The 19,255-nt window shown below is 53.8% G+C and carries 17 protein-coding genes and 1 pseudogene; 11 read left to right on the top strand and 7 right to left on the bottom strand.

Annotation, left to right across the window (positions count from 1 at the left end; all coding sequences use genetic code 11):
* Positions 1-18 precede the first annotated feature (18 nt).
* From murC to lpxC, 6 genes are all read left to right on the top strand, one after another.
* Positions 19-1,479 (top strand): UDP-N-acetylmuramate--L-alanine ligase, encoded by a 1,461-nt coding sequence (gene murC, locus ACWWJF_RS12375; RefSeq protein ID WP_455869612.1) that lies wholly within the window; start codon positions 19-21, stop codon positions 1,477-1,479.
* Positions 1,480-1,481: 2 nt separating this feature from the next.
* Complete coding sequence (locus ACWWJF_RS12370; protein ID WP_455869611.1) at positions 1,482-2,402, top strand: D-alanine--D-alanine ligase; 921 nt, start codon at positions 1,482-1,484, stop codon at positions 2,400-2,402.
* A 1-nt stretch (position 2,403) separates the two neighbouring features.
* Positions 2,404-3,279 carry a cell division protein FtsQ gene (gene ftsQ, locus ACWWJF_RS12365; protein WP_455869610.1) on the top strand — a complete coding sequence of 292 codons (876 nt, stop codon included), beginning with the start codon at positions 2,404-2,406 and terminating at the stop codon, positions 3,277-3,279.
* Positions 3,276-4,532 (top strand): cell division protein FtsA, encoded by a 1,257-nt coding sequence (gene ftsA, locus ACWWJF_RS12360; RefSeq protein WP_222158190.1) that lies wholly within the window; start codon positions 3,276-3,278, stop codon positions 4,530-4,532. The genes ftsQ and ftsA overlap by 4 nt, the downstream gene beginning before the upstream one ends.
* A 66-nt stretch (positions 4,533-4,598) precedes the next feature.
* Positions 4,599-5,750, top strand: coding sequence for a cell division protein FtsZ (gene ftsZ, locus ACWWJF_RS12355; protein ID WP_455869609.1), 1,152 nt, complete (start codon positions 4,599-4,601; stop codon positions 5,748-5,750).
* A 102-nt stretch (positions 5,751-5,852) separates the two neighbouring features.
* Positions 5,853-6,770 (top strand): UDP-3-O-acyl-N-acetylglucosamine deacetylase, encoded by a 918-nt coding sequence (gene lpxC / locus ACWWJF_RS12350; protein ID WP_455869608.1) that lies wholly within the window; start codon positions 5,853-5,855, stop codon positions 6,768-6,770.
* A 44-nt stretch (positions 6,771-6,814) separates the two neighbouring features.
* Here the strand turns inward: lpxC and ACWWJF_RS12345 are convergent, their stop codons facing one another.
* Positions 6,815-7,345 carry a DUF721 domain-containing protein gene (locus ACWWJF_RS12345; RefSeq protein ID WP_455871060.1) on the bottom strand — a complete coding sequence of 177 codons (531 nt, stop codon included), beginning with the start codon at positions 7,343-7,345 and terminating at the stop codon, positions 6,815-6,817.
* Between the two features lie 34 nt (positions 7,346-7,379).
* Here ACWWJF_RS12345 and secM point away from each other — a divergent pair, with 34 nt between their 5' ends.
* The 3 genes from secM to mutT all read left to right on the top strand — a co-directional run bounded on the left by secM (position 7,380) and on the right by mutT (position 11,254).
* Positions 7,380-7,892, top strand: coding sequence for a secA translation cis-regulator SecM (gene secM, locus ACWWJF_RS12340; protein ID WP_455869607.1), 513 nt, complete (start codon positions 7,380-7,382; stop codon positions 7,890-7,892).
* 177 nt (positions 7,893-8,069) lie between these two features.
* Positions 8,070-10,778 (top strand): preprotein translocase subunit SecA, encoded by a 2,709-nt coding sequence (gene secA / locus ACWWJF_RS12335; protein ID WP_455869606.1) that lies wholly within the window; start codon positions 8,070-8,072, stop codon positions 10,776-10,778.
* A 77-nt stretch (positions 10,779-10,855) separates the two neighbouring features.
* Positions 10,856-11,254, top strand: coding sequence for an 8-oxo-dGTP diphosphatase MutT (gene mutT / locus ACWWJF_RS12330; protein WP_455869605.1), 399 nt, complete (start codon positions 10,856-10,858; stop codon positions 11,252-11,254).
* Between the two features lie 36 nt (positions 11,255-11,290).
* On the opposite strand, the gene yacG is transcribed toward mutT, so the two are convergent.
* From yacG to ACWWJF_RS12310, 4 genes are all read right to left on the bottom strand, one after another.
* On the bottom strand, positions 11,291-11,491 hold the full coding sequence (yacG, locus tag ACWWJF_RS12325; RefSeq protein WP_264623695.1) for a DNA gyrase inhibitor YacG: 201 nt from the start codon (positions 11,489-11,491) through the stop codon (positions 11,291-11,293).
* Positions 11,492-11,515: 24 nt separating this feature from the next.
* On the bottom strand, positions 11,516-12,268 hold the full coding sequence (gene zapD / locus ACWWJF_RS12320) for a cell division protein ZapD (protein WP_455869604.1): 753 nt from the start codon (positions 12,266-12,268) through the stop codon (positions 11,516-11,518).
* Between the two features lie 2 nt (positions 12,269-12,270).
* The gene (coaE, locus tag ACWWJF_RS12315; RefSeq protein WP_455869603.1) at positions 12,271-12,888 is read right to left on the bottom strand and encodes a dephospho-CoA kinase; all 618 of its coding nucleotides are present in this window, start codon (positions 12,886-12,888) and stop codon (positions 12,271-12,273) included.
* A 143-nt stretch (positions 12,889-13,031) separates the two neighbouring features.
* The gene (locus ACWWJF_RS12310; protein ID WP_455869602.1) at positions 13,032-14,072 is read right to left on the bottom strand and encodes an IS481 family transposase; all 1,041 of its coding nucleotides are present in this window, start codon (positions 14,070-14,072) and stop codon (positions 13,032-13,034) included.
* Positions 14,073-14,154: 82 nt separating this feature from the next.
* Here ACWWJF_RS12310 and ACWWJF_RS12305 point away from each other — a divergent pair, with 82 nt between their 5' ends.
* Positions 14,155-15,180 (top strand): GMP reductase, encoded by a 1,026-nt coding sequence (locus ACWWJF_RS12305; protein ID WP_455871059.1) that lies wholly within the window; start codon positions 14,155-14,157, stop codon positions 15,178-15,180.
* 43 nt (positions 15,181-15,223) lie between these two features.
* Here the strand turns inward: ACWWJF_RS12305 and hofC are convergent, their stop codons facing one another.
* Both hofC and ACWWJF_RS12295 read right to left on the bottom strand, forming a co-directional pair.
* The gene (gene hofC / locus ACWWJF_RS12300; protein ID WP_455869601.1) at positions 15,224-16,426 is read right to left on the bottom strand and encodes a protein transport protein HofC; all 1,203 of its coding nucleotides are present in this window, start codon (positions 16,424-16,426) and stop codon (positions 15,224-15,226) included.
* A gap of 10 nt (positions 16,427-16,436) precedes the next feature.
* A pseudogene (locus tag ACWWJF_RS12295) lies at positions 16,437-17,111 on the bottom strand (ATPase, T2SS/T4P/T4SS family); the annotation flags it as partial.
* A 701-nt stretch (positions 17,112-17,812) separates the two neighbouring features.
* Between ACWWJF_RS12295 and ACWWJF_RS12290 the strand changes: the two are divergent.
* Positions 17,813-19,020, top strand: a protein-coding gene (locus ACWWJF_RS12290; RefSeq protein WP_455871037.1) for an IS3 family transposase whose coding sequence is annotated in 2 segments (ribosomal slippage) — positions 17,813-18,134 and positions 18,134-19,020 — 1,209 coding nt in all. Because the reading frame shifts where the segments join, the coding sequence is not laid out codon by codon here.
* Positions 19,021-19,255: the final 235 nt, after the last annotated feature.

Genomic DNA, 19,255 nt, shown 5'->3' with positions numbered 1-19,255 from the left:
AAGGTAGCGGTAGAAAAAGTGAATACACAGCAATTGGCAAAACTGCGTTCCATCGTGCCCGAAATGCATTGCGTGCGGCACATCCATTTTGTCGGCATCGGTGGTGCTGGCATGGGCGGTATTGCCGAAGTGTTAGCGAACGAAGGATACCACATCAGCGGCTCTGACCTGGCACCGAACGCGGTGACGCAGCAGTTGGCGGCGCTAGGGGCGCAGATCTATTTTCATCATCGCCCTGAGAACGTGAAAGATGCCAGCGTAGTGGTGGTATCCAGCGCCATCAGCGCAGATAATCCGGAAATCGTTGCGGCCCACGAGGCGCGTATTCCGGTGATCCGTCGCGCCGAAATGCTGGCCGAATTAATGCGTTTTCGCCACGGTATCGCGATTGCCGGAACTCACGGTAAAACCACGACCACCGCGATGGTCGCCAGTATTTATGCCGAGGCCGGTCTGGATCCGACCTTTGTCAACGGCGGGTTGGTGAAAGCTGCGGGTGTGCATGCGCGCCTGGGCTCCAGCCGTTACCTGATTGCGGAAGCGGACGAAAGCGATGCGTCCTTCCTGCATCTGCAACCGATGGTGGCGATTGTCACTAATATCGAAGCAGATCATATGGATACCTATCAGGGCGATTTTGAAAATTTAAAGCAGACGTTCATCAACTTTTTGCACAATCTGCCGTTTTATGGCCGTGCGGTGATGTGCGTGGACGATGCGGTGATCCGTGAATTGCTGCCGCGCGTAGGGCGTCATATCACCACCTACGGTTTTAGCGACGACGCCGATGTGCGCGTGGCGGAGTACCGTCAGTCCGGTGCTCAGGGGCACTTTACGCTGGCGCGTCAGGGTAAGCCGCTGTTGCAGGTTACGCTGAATGTACCGGGCCGCCATAACGCGTTGAACGCGGCAGCAGCGGTTGCCGTGGCGACGGAAGAGGGCATTTATGACGCGGCAATCTTGCGCGCACTGTCCAGTTTTCAGGGAACCGGGCGTCGTTTCGATTTCCTGGGCGAATTCCCGCTGGATGCGGTAAATGGCAGCGCAGGCAGTGTGATGTTGGTGGATGACTACGGCCACCATCCGACAGAAGTGGATGCGACGATCAAAGCCGCTCGTGCCGGTTGGCCGGATAAACGCGTGGTGATGGTGTTTCAGCCGCACCGCTACACGCGTACTCGCGATCTGTATGACGATTTTGCCCACGTGCTGTCGCAAGTGGATGTGTTGCTGATGCTGGATGTGTACTCGGCGGGAGAAAGCCCCATTCCTGGTGCTGATAGTCGCTCGCTGTGCCGTACCATTCGTGGACGCGGTAAGGTCGATCCGATTCTGGTTACCGATCCGGATATGCTGGCCACGTTGCTGGCGCCGACGTTACACGATGGCGATCTGGTGCTGATTCAAGGTGCGGGCAATGTGGGTAAGCTGGCGCGTAAACTGGCGGATACCCGCTTACAACCTCTGGTTACGGAGTGAGTATGGCGGAAAAAGTGGCAGTGCTGCTGGGAGGGACATCGGCGGAGCGTGATGTGTCACTGCGTTCCGGTCAGGCGGTGGTTGCTGGGCTAAAAGAGGCTGGGGTTAATGCCGAAGCCGTTGACCCGCGCGATTTTCCGGTCACTCGCCTGAAAGAGGCAGGGTTTGACAAAGTGTTTATCGCCCTGCACGGTCGCGGCGGTGAAGACGGCACGCTGCAAGGGGTATTGGAGTTTTTGCAGTTGCCTTACACCGGCAGTGGGGTGATGGCGTCGGCGCTGACCATGGATAAGTGGCGCACCAAGCTGGTGTGGCAGTCGTTGGGATTACCGATAGCCCCTTATGTCGCGTTGACGCGGGCACAGTATAACGCGTTAACGTCTGAGCAGTTGCAGTCAGCCTGCGCGCACCTCGGGTTGCCGCTGATCGTGAAACCGAGCCGTGAGGGTTCCAGCGTCGGTATGAGTAAAGTGACGCAGCAAGATGAACTGGTGACGGCGCTGGACACCGCGTTTCAGCATGACGACGATGTGCTGGTTGAGAAGTGGCTGAGTGGGCCGGAGTACACGGTGGCGCTGTTAGGCGAGACGGTTCTGCCCTCAATTCGTATTCAGGCTGCGGGCGCGTTTTACGATTATGACGCGAAGTACCTCTCTGACGAGACACAGTATTTTTGTCCCAGTGGGCTGCTGGCAGAGCAGGAACATGCCATCGGTGTACTAGCACAAGCGGCCTTTGCGGCATTGGGATGTCGCGGCTGGGGACGCGTTGACCTGATGCTGGACGCGGACGGGGCGTTTTACCTGTTGGAGGTGAATACTTCGCCCGGTATGACGGATCACAGCCTGGTGCCGATGGCTGCCAGGCAGCACGGGATGGGCTTCTCGCAGCTCGTCGCGCAGATTCTGGCCTCGGCTGTTTGATATGTCGCAGGCGGCGCGGAATTTGCGCGGACGCGACGAAGAGCCAAAAGGCGGGCGTCGCAGTAACGGTGGGCAGTTGGCCGGATTGTTGTTCCTGCTGATGGTGCTGGGCACCATCCTGTGGGGCGGCTGGATGGTGTTGCAGTGGATGAAGGATGCCAGTCGGTTACCGCTTTCTCGTTTGGTGGTTACCGGTGAGCGGCACTACACCACCCATGATGATATTCGCCAGGCGATATTGTCGCTGGGCGCGCCGGGCACTTTTATGACGCAGGATGTGGATGTTATCCAACAGCAGATTGAACGTCTGCCGTGGATCAAACAGGCCAGCGTGCGTAAGCAGTGGCCTGACGAATTAAAGATTCATCTGGTTGAATATGTGCCCGTAGCGCGGTGGAATGACCAACTGATGGTGGATGCAGAAGGAAATTCCTTCAGCGTGCCCGCCGAACGGGTCGGTAATCGCAAAATGCCGTTGCTGTACGGGCCCAAAGGCAGTGAAAACGATGTGCTGGAAGGCTACCGCACCATGAGTCAGGTGTTGGCGAGCAGTAAGCTGACATTAAAAATGGTGGCGATGAGTGCACGGCATTCGTGGCAGTTGGGGCTGGAAGATGACATCCGTCTGGAATTGGGGCGTGATGAACGGGCCCGGCGTTTGGAACGTTTTCTTGAGCTTTACCCGCTGTTGCAGCGGCAGGCTCAGAACGACAACAAACGTGTTAGCTACGTGGACTTACGTTACGACACCGGTGCCGCGGTAGGATGGGCACCGCCTCTGCTGGATCAGCAGCAGGGAAATGCTCAGCGAAAAGACGTTGATCAAAAACAGAACGGTAATCAGCAACAGAATCAGGCACAGGCTAAACAACAATGATCAAGTCGACGGACAGAAAACTGGTAGTTGGACTGGAAATCGGTACAGCAAAAGTGGCTGCACTGGTAGGGGAAGTTCTGCCCGATGGCATGGTCAATATCATCGGCGTGGGCAGTTGTCCGTCACGCGGGATGGATAAAGGCGGCGTTAACGATTTGGAGTCCGTTGTAAAATGTGTACAGCGGACCATCGACCAGGCCGAACTGATGGCGGATTGTCAAATTTCTTCCGTCTATCTGGCGCTGTCGGGCAAGCACATCAGTTGCCAGAATGAAATCGGTATCGTGCCGATTTCGGAAGAAGAAGTGACGCAGGATGACGTCGAGAGCGTGGTGCACACGGCGAAATCTGTGCGCGTGCGCGATGAACACCGTATTTTGCATGTGATTCCGCAAGAGTACGCCATTGATTACCAGGAAGGGATCAAGAACCCGATTGGACTTTCCGGCGTGCGCATGCAGGCAAAGGTGCATTTGATCACCTGCCATAACGATATGGCGAAAAACATTGTCAAAGCCGTAGAGCGCTGCGGTTTGAAAGTGGATCAACTGATTTTCGCCGGCCTGGCTTCCAGCTACGCGGTGCTGACAGAAGATGAGCGCGAGTTGGGCGTTTGCGTGGTGGATATCGGTGGTGGCACCATGGATATCGCGGTCTATACCGGCGGTGCGTTGCGCCACACCAAAGTGATCCCTTACGCGGGCAATGTGGTGACCAGCGACATCGCTTATGCATTTGGCACGCCGCCCACGGATGCGGAAGCCATCAAGGTACGCCACGGTTGTGCATTAGGCGCGATTGTCAGCAAAGACGAAAATCTGGAAGTACCGAGCGTTGGCGGTCGGCCGCCACGCAGTCTGCAACGACAGACGCTGGCAGAAGTGATTGAACCGCGTTACACCGAATTGCTCAATTTGGTGAACGATGAAATTTTGCAATTGCAGGAGCAACTACGTCAGCAGGGCGTGAAGCACCATTTGGCCGCCGGCATTGTGCTGACAGGCGGTGCCGCTCAGATCGACGGGCTGGTTGATTGCGCCAAGCGCGTATTCCACACGCAGGTGCGTATCGGCCAGCCACTGAATATAACAGGCTTAACGGATTATGCGCAGGAGCCCTTCTACTCAACGGCGGTTGGGCTGCTGCATTACGGCAAAGAGTCTCACCTGGGCGGTGAGCACGAAGTAGAAAAACGTGGCTCAGTGGGCAATTGGTTTAAACGCATCAGTAGCTGGCTGAGAAAGGAATTTTAATGTTTATCAGAGACCGTGTGGCACACTTGACGGTCTCGCGGTACAGGCACAAAACGGAGAGAAATTATGTTTGAACCAATGGAGTTAACCAACGACGCGGTGATTAAAGTCATCGGCGTCGGCGGTGGCGGCGGTAACGCAATCGAACATATGGTGCGCGAGCGCATCGAAGGTGTCGAATTCTTCGCAGTGAATACCGATGCGCAGGCACTGCGCAAGACTGCGGTGGGTCAGACTATTCAGATTGGTAGCGGCATCACCAAAGGGCTGGGCGCAGGTGCCAACCCGGAAGTGGGTCGTAACTCGGCGGAAGAAGATCGTGAAGCGCTGCGCGCTGCACTTGATGGCGCGGACATGGTGTTCATCGCTGCCGGTATGGGCGGCGGTACCGGCACCGGTGCAGCCCCCGTGGTGGCTGAAGTGGCAAAGGATCTCGGTATCCTGACGGTTGCGGTTGTGACCAAGCCCTTCAACTTCGAAGGCAAAAAACGCATGGCGTTTGCCGAGCAGGGGATTGCTGAGCTGTCCAAACATGTGGATTCGCTCATCACCATCCCTAACGACAAACTGCTGAAAGTGCTGGGTCGCGGTATTTCTTTGCTGGATGCGTTCGGTGCAGCGAACGATGTACTGAAAGGCGCTGTCCAAGGTATTGCCGAACTGATTACCCGTCCGGGCCTGATGAACGTGGACTTTGCGGACGTGCGCACCGTGATGTCAGAAATGGGTTATGCCATGATGGGGTCTGGCGTGGCGCGCGGTGAAGACCGTGCCGAAGAAGCGGCTGAAATGGCGATTTCCAGCCCGCTGCTGGAAGATATCGACCTGTCTGGCGCGCGTGGCGTGTTGGTCAACATCACGGCGGGCTTTGACCTGCGTCTGGATGAGTTCGAAACCGTGGGTAACACCATTCGTGCGTTCGCCTCTGACAATGCCACCGTGGTGATTGGTACCTCGTTGGATCCGGACATGAACGACGAACTGCGCGTCACCGTGGTTGCGACCGGTATCGGCATGGACAAGCGTCCGGAAATTACGCTGGTGACCAACAAGCAAGCCAGCCAACCGGTTATGGATCATCGTTATCAGCAGCATGGTATGACGCCGCTGACGCAGGAAAAACCGGCGGCCAAGGTGGTTAATGACCAAACGGTACAAACTAACAAAGAGCCTGACTATTTGGATATTCCCGCATTTTTGCGCAAACAAGCGGACTAACCTCCGCTTTGTGATTGGAATCTCCGCTCTTTGTGCTAAACTGTCCCGCCGATCCTGGTGTAAGCTAGGACGGTTGGTTCAGTAACATTGCGAGATAATACGATGATCAAACAACGTACATTAAAGCGTATCGTACAGGCGACGGGCGTCGGTTTGCATACCGGCAAGAAAGTCAAGCTGACGATGCGACCTGCACCGGCGAATACCGGGGTCATCTATCGCCGCACTGACTTGAATCCACCGGTTGATTTTCCGGCTGATGCCAAATCCGTGCGTGATACCATGCTCTGTACTTGCCTGGTAAACGAGCATGACGTGCGTATTTCAACGGTGGAACACCTGAACGCCGCCTTGGCGGGGTTGGGTATCGATAACATCGTGATTGATGTTGATGCCCCGGAAATTCCAATTATGGATGGCAGTGCCAGCCCGTTCGTTTACCTGCTGCTTGATGCCGGTATTGAAGAGCTGAACTGCGCCAAAAAGTTTGTTCGCATCAAACAGCCTGTGCGGGTTGAAGACGGTGATAAATGGGCAGAACTGACCCCGTATAACGGTTTAAACCTTGATTTCACTATCGATTTTAACCACCCAGCCATTGATGCAGGTTCACAGCGCTATTGCCTGGATTTCTCAACCGATGCGTTTATTCGCCAGATCAGCCGTGCGCGTACTTTCGGCTTTATGCGCGATATCGAATACCTGCAATCCCGCGGCCTGTGCCTGGGCGGCAGTATGGATTGCGCTATCGTGGTAGACGATTATCGTGTGCTGAACGAAGATGGTCTGCGTTTTGAAGACGAGTTTGTGCGTCACAAAATGCTGGATGCTATCGGCGACCTGTTCATGTGTGGTTATAACATCATTGGTGCGTTCTCTGCGTTCAAATCTGGTCACGCGCTCAACAACAAATTGTTGCAGGCGGTGTTGGCTAAGCAGGAAGCGTGGGAATACGTCACCTTTGAAAACGAGCGCGAAGTGCCATTGGCGTTCAAAGCGCCTTCTACGGTGCTGGCGTAACCGACATCGGGCGTTAGTGTCGTCGTTCAGGCGAATGTGACAGGTTATTTCTTCTGTTGGCTGGTTTTACTCGTACCCTCTCCGGCGAGTGAAGCCAGCCTTTCTAATATTTTCCTCAATTTTTCCGGACTGTGGCTGGCTAAATGTCGGAGCGTCTCGGCACTCTGTTCGCTCAGTTGACGGGGCGGAGTATCTGAATTTTTGTTTTCTGCGCTCAAATTATCCTTTCCCGATACAGTTTCATCCCCTTTTGCGGCCAGCGCGGGATTAATCCTGATGTCGATCGATGCCAATGATGGTAATATCTGAGCGCGCAATGCTGAGAGTAACGAGGGTTGCTCATAACGTAACCGCATTAACCAGCTTGCATTGGCAGTTTCCAGAATCAGGTGGCCTTGTCGGTAATTCGCGACGCGACACCACGGGTGCAGTTGAGAAGGCAGTAAGCCTTTCACGGCCCGGTTAAGTTTTAACAAGGCGATAGCGCGCTGTTGGACATCGTGCAAGGGGCCTTTATTTCCCCCTGACACGCTATCGAACAGGGACTCCAGTGATTGGGGGCGGCTATCACGCATAGGCATCAGGCTCCGGTGGGCAAATAAACTCGTCATGGGTATTCTAAATCGTTGGCGACAATTTGGCAGACGTTATTTTTGGCCACATCTCCTGTTGGGGATGGTTGCGGCCAGCCTTGGTCTGCCGACCAGCCTTAACGAAACCAACGAGCATGCTTCTGCGTCAAACGCGACGGCCAGTATCAATCGCCAGAATCCCGTTGCCTTCAGCCTGACCGAACTGGTCAGTTTGAAAGAGGTGCATCGCCGCACGTCATTTGGTATCGATTATTGGCATCAACATGCCATTCGCACGGTTATTCGCCATCTCTCGTTTGCGCTGACGGTGCCTCAGGCACACGCATTGCCGGAGGCCGAGGCGGCGTTGAGTGCTCACCCGCTGGTGATTCTGGATACGCTCAATGCGCTATTGACGTTGCCGGAAACCCCCTCGGCGTTACACCCCTTACCGCGTGGCACCCTGGTTTTTGCCGCTTCTCCTCACCGTACCGGGCTGTGGTTGTCTCAAGTCCGTGGCATCCGTGCCGGGCCAGCATTCTCTGCCTGACACGCCGTTTCACTCGCGTTTTCCTGGCGTATAACGATGAACATGGACAATGTCACTGTTCTGAATACAAACGCGAATACCGCTTCTTCTCGCCGATCTCCGGATTGCGATGAAAGGAATTATGAGTAGCTATCGTATCGTCGCTGAAACAGCGGCCTACGTGAGAATAAAATCATTATGTTAACCAGTATCCTGACTAAAGTTTTTGGCAGCCGTAACGATCGTACGCTGCGCCGTATGCGTAAAGTGGTTGATGTGATCAACCGAATGGAACCGGCCATCGAAGCGCTGTCGGATGATGAACTGAAGGCAAAAACCGCTGAATTCCGCGCGCGTCTTGAAAAAGGGGAAACCCTTGAAGCGTTATTGCCTGAGGCGTTTGCGGTGGTGCGTGAAGCCAGTAAGCGTGTGTTTGGTATGCGCCATTTTGACGTCCAGTTGATGGGCGGCATGGTACTGAACGAACGCTGCATCGCAGAAATGCGTACCGGTGAAGGTAAGACTCTGACCGCAACGTTGCCTGCCTACCTCAATGCCCTGACTGGCCGTGGCGTGCACGTGGTGACAGTGAACGACTACCTGGCACAGCGTGACGCCGAGAATAACCGCCCGCTGTTTGAATACCTGGGCTTGACGGTTGGCATCAACCTGCCGGGCATGCCTGCACCAGCCAAACGTGAAGCCTATGCGGCCGATATCACTTACGGTACCAACAACGAGTACGGCTTTGACTATCTGCGCGACAACATGGCATTCAGCCCCGAAGAGCGCGTGCAGCGTAAGCTTTATTATGCGTTGGTGGATGAAGTGGACTCCATCCTGATTGATGAAGCGCGTACCCCGCTGATCATTTCCGGTCCGGCGGAAGATAGCTCCGATCTCTATATTCGCGTCAATAAAATCATTCCGCACCTGATTCATCAGGAAAAAGAAGACTCCGATACCTTCCACGGTGAAGGGCACTTCTCGGTGGATGAAAAAGCGCGTCAGGTTAACCTGACCGAACGCGGTCTGGTACTGGTGGAGGAACTGCTGGTAAAACAAGGCATCATGGATGATGGGGAGTCGCTGTATTCTCCAACCAATATTATGCTGATGCACCATGTTACCGCAGCGCTGCGCGCCCATGTGCTGTTCACCCGTGATGTTGACTACATCGTAAAAGACGGCGAAGTGATCATCGTGGATGAGCACACCGGTCGTACCATGCAGGGGCGTCGCTGGTCCGATGGTTTGCACCAAGCGGTGGAAGCCAAAGAGAACGTGAAGATCCAGAACGAAAACCAGACGCTGGCGTCGATCACCTTCCAGAACTACTTCCGCCTGTACGAAAAGCTGGCCGGGATGACCGGTACGGCCGATACCGAAGCGTTCGAATTCAGCTCCATTTATAAGCTCGATACCATTGTGGTACCGACAAACCGCCCGATGATCCGTAAAGATTTACCCGATCTGGTCTACATGACTGAACAGGAAAAGATCGACGCGATCATCGAAGATATTAAAGAGCGTAGCGTGAAGGGCCAGCCGGTGCTTGTGGGGACTATCTCCATCGAAAAATCGGAAGTGGTGTCAGAAGCGCTGACCAAAGCAGGCATCAAGCACAACGTCCTGAACGCCAAATTCCACGCCAAGGAAGCGGATATCGTTGCGCAGGCCGGTCAGGCAAGTGCAGTGACCATCGCCACCAACATGGCGGGCCGTGGTACCGATATCGTGCTGGGCGGCAGCTTGCAGGCCGATTTGGCGCTGCTGGACGATCCGGATGAGGCCGCGATTGCCGAAGCTAAAGCCGCATGGCAAGTACGTCACGATGCGGTATTGGCAGCCGGTGGTTTGCACATTATCGGTACGGAACGTCATGAATCACGCCGTATCGATAACCAGTTGCGTGGCCGTTCTGGTCGTCAGGGGGATGCGGGTTCCTCCCGTTTTTACCTGTCGATGGAAGATGCGCTGATGCGTATTTTTGCTTCCGATCGCGTCTCCAACATGATGCGTAAACTGGGAATGAAACCGGGTGAAGCCATTGAGCACCCGTGGGTGACTAAAGCGATCGCTAACGCCCAGCGCAAAGTGGAAAGCCGCAACTTTGATATTCGTAAGCAGTTGCTGGAATATGATGACGTGGCTAACGATCAGCGTCGTGCCATTTACACCCAGCGTAATGAATTGCTGGACGTGGTGGATATCAGCGAAACCATCAACAGCATCCGTGAAGATGTGTTTAAACTGGCTATTGATAACCACATCCCGCCGCAGTCGCTGGAAGAGCAGTGGGATATCGAAGGGCTAGAACAGCGCCTGAAAAACGATTTCGACCTCGATTTGCCGATTTCAGCCTGGTTGGATGAAGAGCATACGCTGCATGAAGAGACCCTGCGTGAGCGTATCCTGCAACAGACCATCGATGTCTATCAGCGTAAAGAAGAAGTGGTCGGTATCGATGTGATGCGCAACTTCGAGAAGGGCGTGATGCTGCAAACGCTGGATTCTCTGTGGAAAGAGCATCTGGCGGCGATGGATTATCTGCGTCAGGGTATCCACCTGCGCGGTTATGCGCAGAAAGATCCGAAGCAGGAATACAAGCGCGAATCCTTCTCGATGTTTGCCAACATGCTGGAGTCCTTGAAATATGAAGTGATCAGCACGCTGAGCAAGGTGCAGGTCAGAATGCCGGAAGAAGTTGAAGCGCTGGAGCAACAGCGTCGCGAAGAGGCGGAGCGTCTGGCGCGTCAGCAACAACTGAGCCACCAGAACGACGATCAGGTCAGCGCGGCGGCAGCGGCTGCCGGGCAGGGCGATCGCAAGATTGGTCGTAACGATCCGTGCCCGTGCGGCTCTGGTAAAAAGTACAAGCAGTGCCATGGCAGTTTGCAGCACTAATGCCTCGCTCACTGTGATATAACGAAGAGGCGGTCAATGACCGCCTTTTATTTGGCTGGAGTCTGAAGGAGTAAGTCGTGCGTAAACACCTGAACGTTGCGGTAGGCATTATTCGTAATGCGCAACGCGAGTTTTTTATCGCCCGTCGCCCTCAGGGCGTACACATGGGAGGAATGTGGGAGTTTCCTGGCGGAAAAGTGGAGCCGGGCGAAACCGCTGAACAGGCGCTGATTCGTGAACTGCGTGAAGAAGCGGGGATTGAAGCGCTGGCACCGATAGCGCTGAACAGCAAAACCGTGGAAACCGATGAGCGCATCATTACGCTGCACTTCTTTATGGTTGAACGCTGGCAGGGTGAACCCTATGGGCGCGAAGGGCAGCCTTCTCGCTGGCTGGATGCCGCGTCGCTGCTGGAAGATGAATTTCCTCCCGCCAACGCAGAGATGATCCGCTGGCTGAAGGAAACGCATTGCTAAATCGGTGCAACAGCCCCGCTGATTAATCGTCAGGCGTTAATGGCGAGGTTCTTCGCTCCATTCGTCGCTGTCCGAAATATCTTCATTACTCGGGATGCGCTTTTCTTCATCTGCCCATTCCCCGAGATCGATAAGCTGGCAACGTTTGCTGCAAAAGGGGCGATAAGGGCTATTTTCTCCCCACTCCACCGACTTTTTACAGGTAGGGCAGCTAACAGTGAAGGTTTCGTTATCCATGTTTTTTTCCTACAGCAATATCGGTTAACAACAGGCTAATTCAAAGGACAGGCGCGCAGGGACCTGACCATTTTCGCTGTCTAATGGCAAAAAGCGAATCGCAAAGCGTGATTTATGGCCTGATACCTGAGGGTAAAGCTGATGCTCGATAGCCAATTGCAAACGAATCAGGTCGGCATCTACCGCGTTATCTTGAAAGAATCCGTTCAAACTGGTTTGTGCCCGAAAAGTACCCGAGTGGCGAATCAGCTCCAGCACCTGGTCGAGCGAGTTTTTTAGCGGTGACAGCGAGTGTAGCCAGGTATCGATCACTTGTTGCTTCTGCGCCTGCGGCTGATGCAGCCACAGATGCAGGGTTGGCACATCAAAACTGCAACAACCGCCCGGAATGCTCAGGCGCTGCCGTACCATGCCAATTAACTTGTCTTCGCGCAAGAATTGCCCCATGCGCGGGGCAGACATCAGCACGGCCGCGAGTTGCTTCAAACGCTGGCGTAGTGCATGGATACGGTCATGATCGACGCCGGGTACATCGCTCCATTGCAGCAGCTTTTGTTGCTGACGCTCCAGCTCTTTGAGCAGTTCAGTACGAATGTCTCCGCGTTCTAGCACGTCGAGCAAATCGACCACAGCACGGAAGAAGGCAAGCGCACTGCCCATATCTGCCCAACTGTGATTTTCATGCAACTGTTGTAGCAGCGTTTCCAAACGTAGCCAGGTACGCGTCTTTTCATTGAGTGGGTATTCAAACAACACGGTGGAAAGGGCATCGCTCATTGTTACTTGTCCTGTCGGTCGTTGTCGGCGGCAAGGGCGAGGTAGCGTTGATGTAACGCGGCGACCTGCTCCATCCACGCCCCGGGGCGACCGTTGTTATCAATAATGTCATCCGCGCAGGCCAACCGCTGTTCACGCGTTGCCTGTGCCGCGAGTATGTTCTCAGCCTGCTGGCGATTTACCTTGTCGCGAGCAAGCAGGCGTTCTAATTGCGTGTCTCTTTCCACATCAACGACCGCCACGCGCTGTGCCAGGGATTGCAGCCCATTCTCCATCAACAGCGGCACTACCCACAGCACATAGGGGCCTTTTGCCTGCTGCCATTGTCGCCGTGTTTCTGCATGAATCAAGGGGTGCAATAAGGCATTTAGCCACGTTTTATCCTCTGTTGAGGAAAAGATGCGCTGGCGGAGCATGGCACGATTCAAGGTGCCATCGCTATTCAACATATCGTTACCAAAACGCGCCTGAATAGCTGATAAGGCTGGCGCACCGGGCTCTACCACCTGACGTGCGATGACATCGGCATCGACAACCCGGATCCCGAAGGTGGCGAAGGCATCGGCGACCGAACTTTTGCCGCTGCCGATGCCACCTGTTAAGGCTACGATATAGGTCATAACGCCTTGTGTGAAAATGAGCAGGTAAATTTATGGGATTCTAGCCCAAATAAAGGGAAAATCGCAGTCTTGTTGTTGCATTATTTGTATTAGCTCAGACCTGATCTGACAGTTACCGGTTATTTATACAGGTGTCTGTCAGATTAAATCTGGTTCAGATTTTTTTCTGCCCAGACTCGTTTACCATCAAGTAACGTGGCCATTGGCGTACGCCCGCAGCACATTTTACCCTGATGAGTTCGCTCATTATTGTAATGCCACAACCAGTTGTCCAGATCCTTTTGTAGACTTTCTAGGTCCTCGTATAACTTCTTACGGAACGCAACCTGATAAAAATCCTGCAAAATAGTTTTATGGAAGCGCTCGCAGATACCGTTTGTCTGCGGAGACATCGCTTTCGTTTTCGTATGGTCTATATCGTTGATAGCCAAGTACAGCTGATAATCATGTTGTTCCACTTTACCGCAGTATTCCGTCCCCCTGTCCGTCAGTATTCTTAGCATTGGCAGCCCCTGAGCTTCGTAGAACGGCAGCACGCGATCATTGAGCAGGTCGGCGGCAGAGATCGGTGCTTTACTCGTGTAAAGCTTGCAGTGCGCCACTTTCGAGTACGTATCCACGAACGTCTGCTGGTAGATACGGCCAACACCTTTCAGATTACCCACGTAGAAGGTGTCCTGCGACCCCAGATAACCCGGGTGAGCAGTCTCTATTTCACCACAGGCTTCGTCGTCGTGCGCCTTCTTCTCCAGTGCAGCGATTTGAGCATCAGTAAGTACGATGCCTTCTCTGGCAACTTTTTCCTCAAGTGCCTTCAGGCGCTTACGAAAGTTTTCCAGATCGTGTCGTTGCCAGATGGAGCGCACACCGCTGCCAGAAATGAAGACGCCTTTTTTACGCAGCTCATTACTGGTCCGGTGCTGGCCATGAGCCGGGAACTCAATGGCGTAATCAACAACCGCACGTTCAGTGGCTTCATCAGCACGGTTTTTCAGGTTGGGAACCCGGCGGTTTTGGTTAACCAGAGCGTCAATGCCGCCTTCTGCCGCCAGTTCCTGATAGCGATAAAACGTGTCGCGTGACACCCCCATGATTTTACAGGCTTTTGATACGTTACCGAGTTCTTCGGCGAGATTGAGCAGGCCGGCTTTGTGTTTGATGATGGGATTGTTAGTATGAAGCATGAGAGTTACCTCGTGTTTTGTATAAGGATTCGACACCCATATCAAAACCGGTAACTCTCAACCTTTCAAGGTCCAGTGTCAGATCAAGTCGCGACTAATACACCTTATTCGCCCCAAGCGTTCTACCTTGAAAAGTCGTTCTGATGTTGAATTGGAACGCCAATTCACCTTCCTTCATGCTCAGAGCACCTGGTCTGGTGTACCGGTGATTGCAGCCAATATGGATACCGTAGGCACCTTTCGCATGGCGCGTGCGCTGGCGGAATTTGACGTGCTGACCGCGGTACATAAGCACTACAGCGTTGAGCAGTGGGCGCAGTTCCTCAAAGACGCGCCTGAAACGGTATTACGCCATGTGATGGTGTCCACCGGTACCTCGGAGGCGGATTTCGTTAAGGTGAAACAGATCTTGGCGCTGTCGGCTGAACTCAAATTTATCTGCATCGACGTTGCCAACGGCTATTCCGAGCACTTCGTTAATTTCCTGCAAAAAGCGCGTGAAGCCTGGCCGGATAAGGTCATTTGCGCTGGGAACGTCGTGACGGGCGAAATGGTGGAAGAGCTGATTCTCTCTGGTGCGGATATCGTCAAGGTGGGGATCGGACCGGGTTCAGTGTGTACCACGCGAGTGAAAACCGGTTTGGGTTATCCGCAACTCTCTGCTGTGATTGAATGTGCCGATGCCGCACACGGCTTGGGCGGGCAGATCGTCAGTGACGGTGGCTGCTCGATGCCGGGGGACGTGGCGAAAACCTTTGGCGGCGGTGCAGATTTTGTGATGCTCGGTGGCATGCTTGCAGGCCACGATGAATGTGAAGGCCGGGTGGTGGAAGAGAATGGCGAGATATTGATGCTGTTCTATGGCATGAGTTCTGCCTCTGCGATGGAGCGCCATTCCCGCGGTGTCGCAGAGTATCGCTCCGCAGAAGGGAAAACGGTCAAACTGCCGTTGCGCGGTCCGGTTGATAATACCGTACGTGATATTCTGGGCGGTTTGCGTTCGGCATGCACCTACGTTGGCGCTTCTCGCCTGAAAGAGCTCACCAAGCGCACCACGTTTATTCGTGTGGCAGAGCAGGAAAACCGCATCTATAACGGCAACGCATAGCGCCAGCACGCACGGTGCAGACTGTACGAAGATGGCGAAGCGATTACGCATTCGCCATCAGATTCCCGAATTGGAAGATGGGCAGGTACATGGCAATCACCAGCGTACCAATTATGCCTCCAACCAACACGATCAGCAGTGGCTCCAGCGTGTGGGTTAGCGTTTCAGCGCGATGTGCTGTCTGCTGTTGGTGCCATTGCGCTAACTGGCTAAACATGTTGTCCAGCGCGCCGGTTTCTTCTCCTACGCGAATCAGTTGTGCACAAGGGGGTGGGAATAACCTACTGTAAGGTGTCATTGCCTGTTGCAGCGAGTCCCCCTGCTCTATATTCCGCAGAATCGGGATTAGCGCTTCCTGATAGGCAACATAGGGAAGGGTTGAGGCGGCTGTCAGGCCGGCCGGCAGTGTCAGCCCAGCGCGTTGCGTCAAGGCGAGCAGCGTGAAAAGATAGCTCAATGCCTCTCCTCGTATCAGTGTGCCAAATAGCGGGATCTTCAGCAAAAAACGTTCTTCCTGCCGTCGTAGGGCTATGGAGCGGGCGCGGCACACTGGATATCCCAGTACGATGCTCACTGTTAGCGTAAGTAGCAGTAGCGCGCGATGGGCTACCACATCTGCCAGTGCCAAAACGCACTGAGTCAGTGGCGGTAGCGGTGTCTCGAATGCCTCATACAGGCTGGCAAATTCGGGTAATACCCATATCAGCATGATGATACTCAGCGTAACGCTAACGCCCAGAACAAAACCAGGATAGCGCAGCGCTTGTTTCACTTTCTTTTGCAGCTGAAGCTGCTTCTCTTGCTGCGCCGCCAACTGTTGGCAACACACATCCAGTTTGCCGGTCATCTCCCCAACGGCAACCAGGGTAGGATAAAGCGTAGGAAACACCTGTGGGTAGTGGCGCAGGACATCGGAAAAAGATTCGCCTTCGGCAATGTCATCGGCTAATGCGTTAATCAGGCATCGCCATCCCGGCAGTTCATGCTGTTCGGCCAGCAGTCGCAGTGCATTCAGCAGCGGCAGGCCAGCCTGTAGCAATGCGGCAACCTGTTTAAACAAGGCGATACGGGCCGTCGTTTTCCAGTAACGTTGTGTGAGCGTCTGCCGGTATCGTAAACGTAACGGCTGGTACCCCCTCTGAGCCAGACGTAGATAAACGTGCTGACGCGCATTACCGATGCTTTCTCCGCGCTGTAATTCGCCATTCGACGTGAGAGCAAGCCAGGAGTAGAGTTTTTGTGACATGGCCGCAGTCTCAATGAGAGCGTGGTGATGCACCAATGACACGATACATTTCGGCGGCGGATGTCTCCCCTTGGGAGACCCTTTGTAACGCCGACATGAATAGCGTGTCATAACCCGTTTCGTTGGCCAGTACCGCGAGGTCTTGCGTGCTGGCACCGCGACTCAATGCGTGTCGCAGCGCAGGAGTGAGCGGTAGCAGCTCGTAGAGGGCGGTTCTACCATAATACCCCTTCACGCAGTGTTCACAGCCTTGCGCCTCCCAGTGTGGATCGGGGGTTGCCCATAGCGTAGCGGGAAATGTTAATGGCGGGGAAGCCGCTGTTTTACAGTGTGGGCAGAGACGCCGTACCAGACGCTGGGCAATGAGCAGCGTCAACGCACCCGCGAGCAAATACTCGGGAATGCCCAAATGCCCGAGTCGGGTCAGGGTTTCAATCGCAGAATTGGTATGCAGCGTCGATAATACCAGATGACCGGTTTGCGCTGCTTTCACGGCAATTTCCGCGGTTTCGCTATCACGTATTTCGCCAATCATGACGACATCAGGATCTTGACGCAGCAAGGCACGCAAAATGCGACTGAAATCCAGCTCGGCCTTGAGGTTCAATGCGGTTTGATTGATGCCCGGCAACGGGATTTCCACCGGATCTTCCACACTGCAAATGTTGAAACTGGGCTGCATCAGCCTGTTTTACCAGAGGTTATGTAATTAAGGGAAACAGCCTAATTGATTTCACTGGCATGGCCAACGATTGACAACATATCTGTTGTTCGCAATAATATGCAAAATTTTTCCCTGGTGTTGGCCAATTTGGCGTATGATCCTCTTCTGGAGGATCAATTTTTTTTCGACTCTATTCCCTCATTCTTATGCTCTAACCATAATTCTTTTAATTTATTAATACCAGATGTACAAAAGTACAGTCTTACCCTGTGCTTTTGATTGCAACAATAACTATTCATGTGCTGCCAGTCATATTCACAACCCCTTCAAAACAGTCCGTTTTACTCTGACGGTAAAGCCACTTCCCCCCTCGTCATCCTCGGCGAAAGCCGGGGAGCACTGCGAAAATCTTCTGCAAGAGATTCCCGCTTTCGCGGGAATGACGGTGGGGGGAGGGTCGTTTTCATATCACTTATCGGGTGGTTGTGACCCGTTGTTTTTTCTGTTTCATGGCATAACCGATGCCAAGCACGACCAGCCATACGGGAATCAGCAGAACGGAAATCTGAATCCCTGGAGTGATGAACATGATCACTAGGCTGTGTCCCTTAATTGCCTGAGTTATAGTAACTGATGTAGCCCCCTGTAACACCAGACAGTAGCTGTATCTCCAGATAAGAGATAGGCTTAGATATATGTCTAACAATCATGCTAATTTTGAAATGACCGGGATCCTGTTAGGGCAAGAAGTCCGTAAGCGTAAAACTCCGCAAGAGAAAATCGCCATCATTCAGCAGACAATGGAGCCGGGGATGAACGTCTCCCATGTAGCCCGCCTGCATGGCATCCAGCCCAGCCTTTTGTTTAAGTGGAAGAAGCAATACCAGGAAGGAAGCCTCACCGCCGTTGCGGCCGCAGAAGAAGTGGTTCCAGCTTCGGCGCTGGCGACTGCCCTCAAGCAGGTCCGGGAGCTACAGCGCCTTCTGGGTAAGAAGACGATGGAAGTTGAGATCCTCAAAGAAGCAGTGGAGTACCGCCAGTCGCGAAAATGGATAGCGCACGCGCCCTTGTTGCCAAAGGACGGGGAATAGCTCTGGTCAGCCGCGCCATGAGCGTGTCGCGTGCGCAGCTGTCACTGCGGGTTAACCGTTCTGCCGACTGGCTGGACAGGCGCAGCAACCGGCGTAATGACGAAGCTGATGCTGAGATATTATCGGACATCCTCCGTATCATCAGCGACATGCCCAGTTACGGTTACCGCCGAGTGTGGGGTATCCTGCGTAAGCAACGTCGTGCAGAGGGATTTCCACCGGTGAACGCCAAACGGCTTTACAGGATAATGAGCGAGCATAACCTGCTGTTGTTGCATGATAAAACTGAACGTCCGAAGCGGGAGCATAAAGGCAAAATCGCGGTAGCAGAGAGCGATATGCGCTGGTGCTCAGATGGCTTCGAGTTCGGTTGTGACAACGGCGAGAAGCTGCGGGTGACGTTCGCACTGGACTGCTGCGACCGGGAGGCCATAGACTGGGCAGCGAGCACCAGGGGTTATGACAGTTCAACCGTGCAGGATGTGATGCTGAGGTCGGTGGAAAAACGCTTCGGTAGCGCGCTGCCGGATAAACCAGTGCAATGGCTGACGGATAATGGTTCAGCGTACACAGCGCATGAAACGCGGAAGTTCGCCAGAGAACTGAATCTGGAGCCCTGCACAACAGCAGTGAGCAGTCCACAGAGTAACGGCATGGCAGAACGGTTCGTGAAGACGATGAAGGAAGATTACATCGCCTTCATGCCAAAACCCGATGTGCGAACAGCGCTGAAGAATCTTGCAGCGGCGTTCAATCATTACAATGAAAACCATCCGCACAGTGCGCTGGGATACAACTCCCCAAGAGAATATCGGCGCCAGCGGGCATCGTTAACTTAAGATACAAAAGCTGTCCGGAGATGGTGGGTCAAGATCAGGCAGGAAATACACCACTTCTTCCGCAATATATTACCGGGACTGGCGGGGGGCTTGTCGCGCAGGATTAATGACAACTTCCAGACGCTGAAAAATGCAACTTCAAGTTAATCGAGTATATATACGAAAAAACCTACCATGAGGTGGGTTAATTTGTATTAGTCGCGACTTGATCTGACACTGGACCTTGAAAGGTTGA

This window comes from Symbiopectobacterium sp. Eva_TO (genome assembly GCF_053848865.1).
Note: the sequence above shows the minus strand (reverse complement) of the source record. Positions and strands in the feature narration are given on the sequence as shown.

Bases quoted from the DNA above. Each gene is read 5' to 3' on its own strand.
- ACWWJF_RS12370 (WP_455869611.1), top strand. From the start codon at position 1,482: ATGGCGGAAAAAGTGGCAGTGCTGCTGGGAGGGACATCGGCGGAGCGT.
- ftsQ (WP_455869610.1), top strand. From the start codon at position 2,404: ATGTCGCAGGCGGCGCGGAATTTGCGCGGACGCGACGAAGAGCCAAAA.
- ftsA (WP_222158190.1), top strand. From the start codon at position 3,276: ATGATCAAGTCGACGGACAGAAAACTGGTAGTTGGACTGGAAATCGGT.
- ftsZ (WP_455869609.1), top strand. From the start codon at position 4,599: ATGTTTGAACCAATGGAGTTAACCAACGACGCGGTGATTAAAGTCATC.
- lpxC (WP_455869608.1), top strand. From the start codon at position 5,853: ATGATCAAACAACGTACATTAAAGCGTATCGTACAGGCGACGGGCGTC.
- ACWWJF_RS12345 (WP_455871060.1), bottom strand. From the start codon at position 7,345: ATGCGTGATAGCCGCCCCCAATCACTGGAGTCCCTGTTCGATAGCGTG.
- secM (WP_455869607.1), top strand. From the start codon at position 7,380: ATGGGTATTCTAAATCGTTGGCGACAATTTGGCAGACGTTATTTTTGG.
- secA (WP_455869606.1), top strand. From the start codon at position 8,070: ATGTTAACCAGTATCCTGACTAAAGTTTTTGGCAGCCGTAACGATCGT.
- yacG (WP_264623695.1), bottom strand. From the start codon at position 11,491: ATGGATAACGAAACCTTCACTGTTAGCTGCCCTACCTGTAAAAAGTCG.
- zapD (WP_455869604.1), bottom strand. From the start codon at position 12,268: ATGAGCGATGCCCTTTCCACCGTGTTGTTTGAATACCCACTCAATGAA.
- coaE (WP_455869603.1), bottom strand. From the start codon at position 12,888: ATGACCTATATCGTAGCCTTAACAGGTGGCATCGGCAGCGGCAAAAGT.
- ACWWJF_RS12310 (WP_455869602.1), bottom strand. From the start codon at position 14,072: ATGCTTCATACTAACAATCCCATCATCAAACACAAAGCCGGCCTGCTC.
- hofC (WP_455869601.1), bottom strand. From the start codon at position 16,426: ATGTCACAAAAACTCTACTCCTGGCTTGCTCTCACGTCGAATGGCGAA.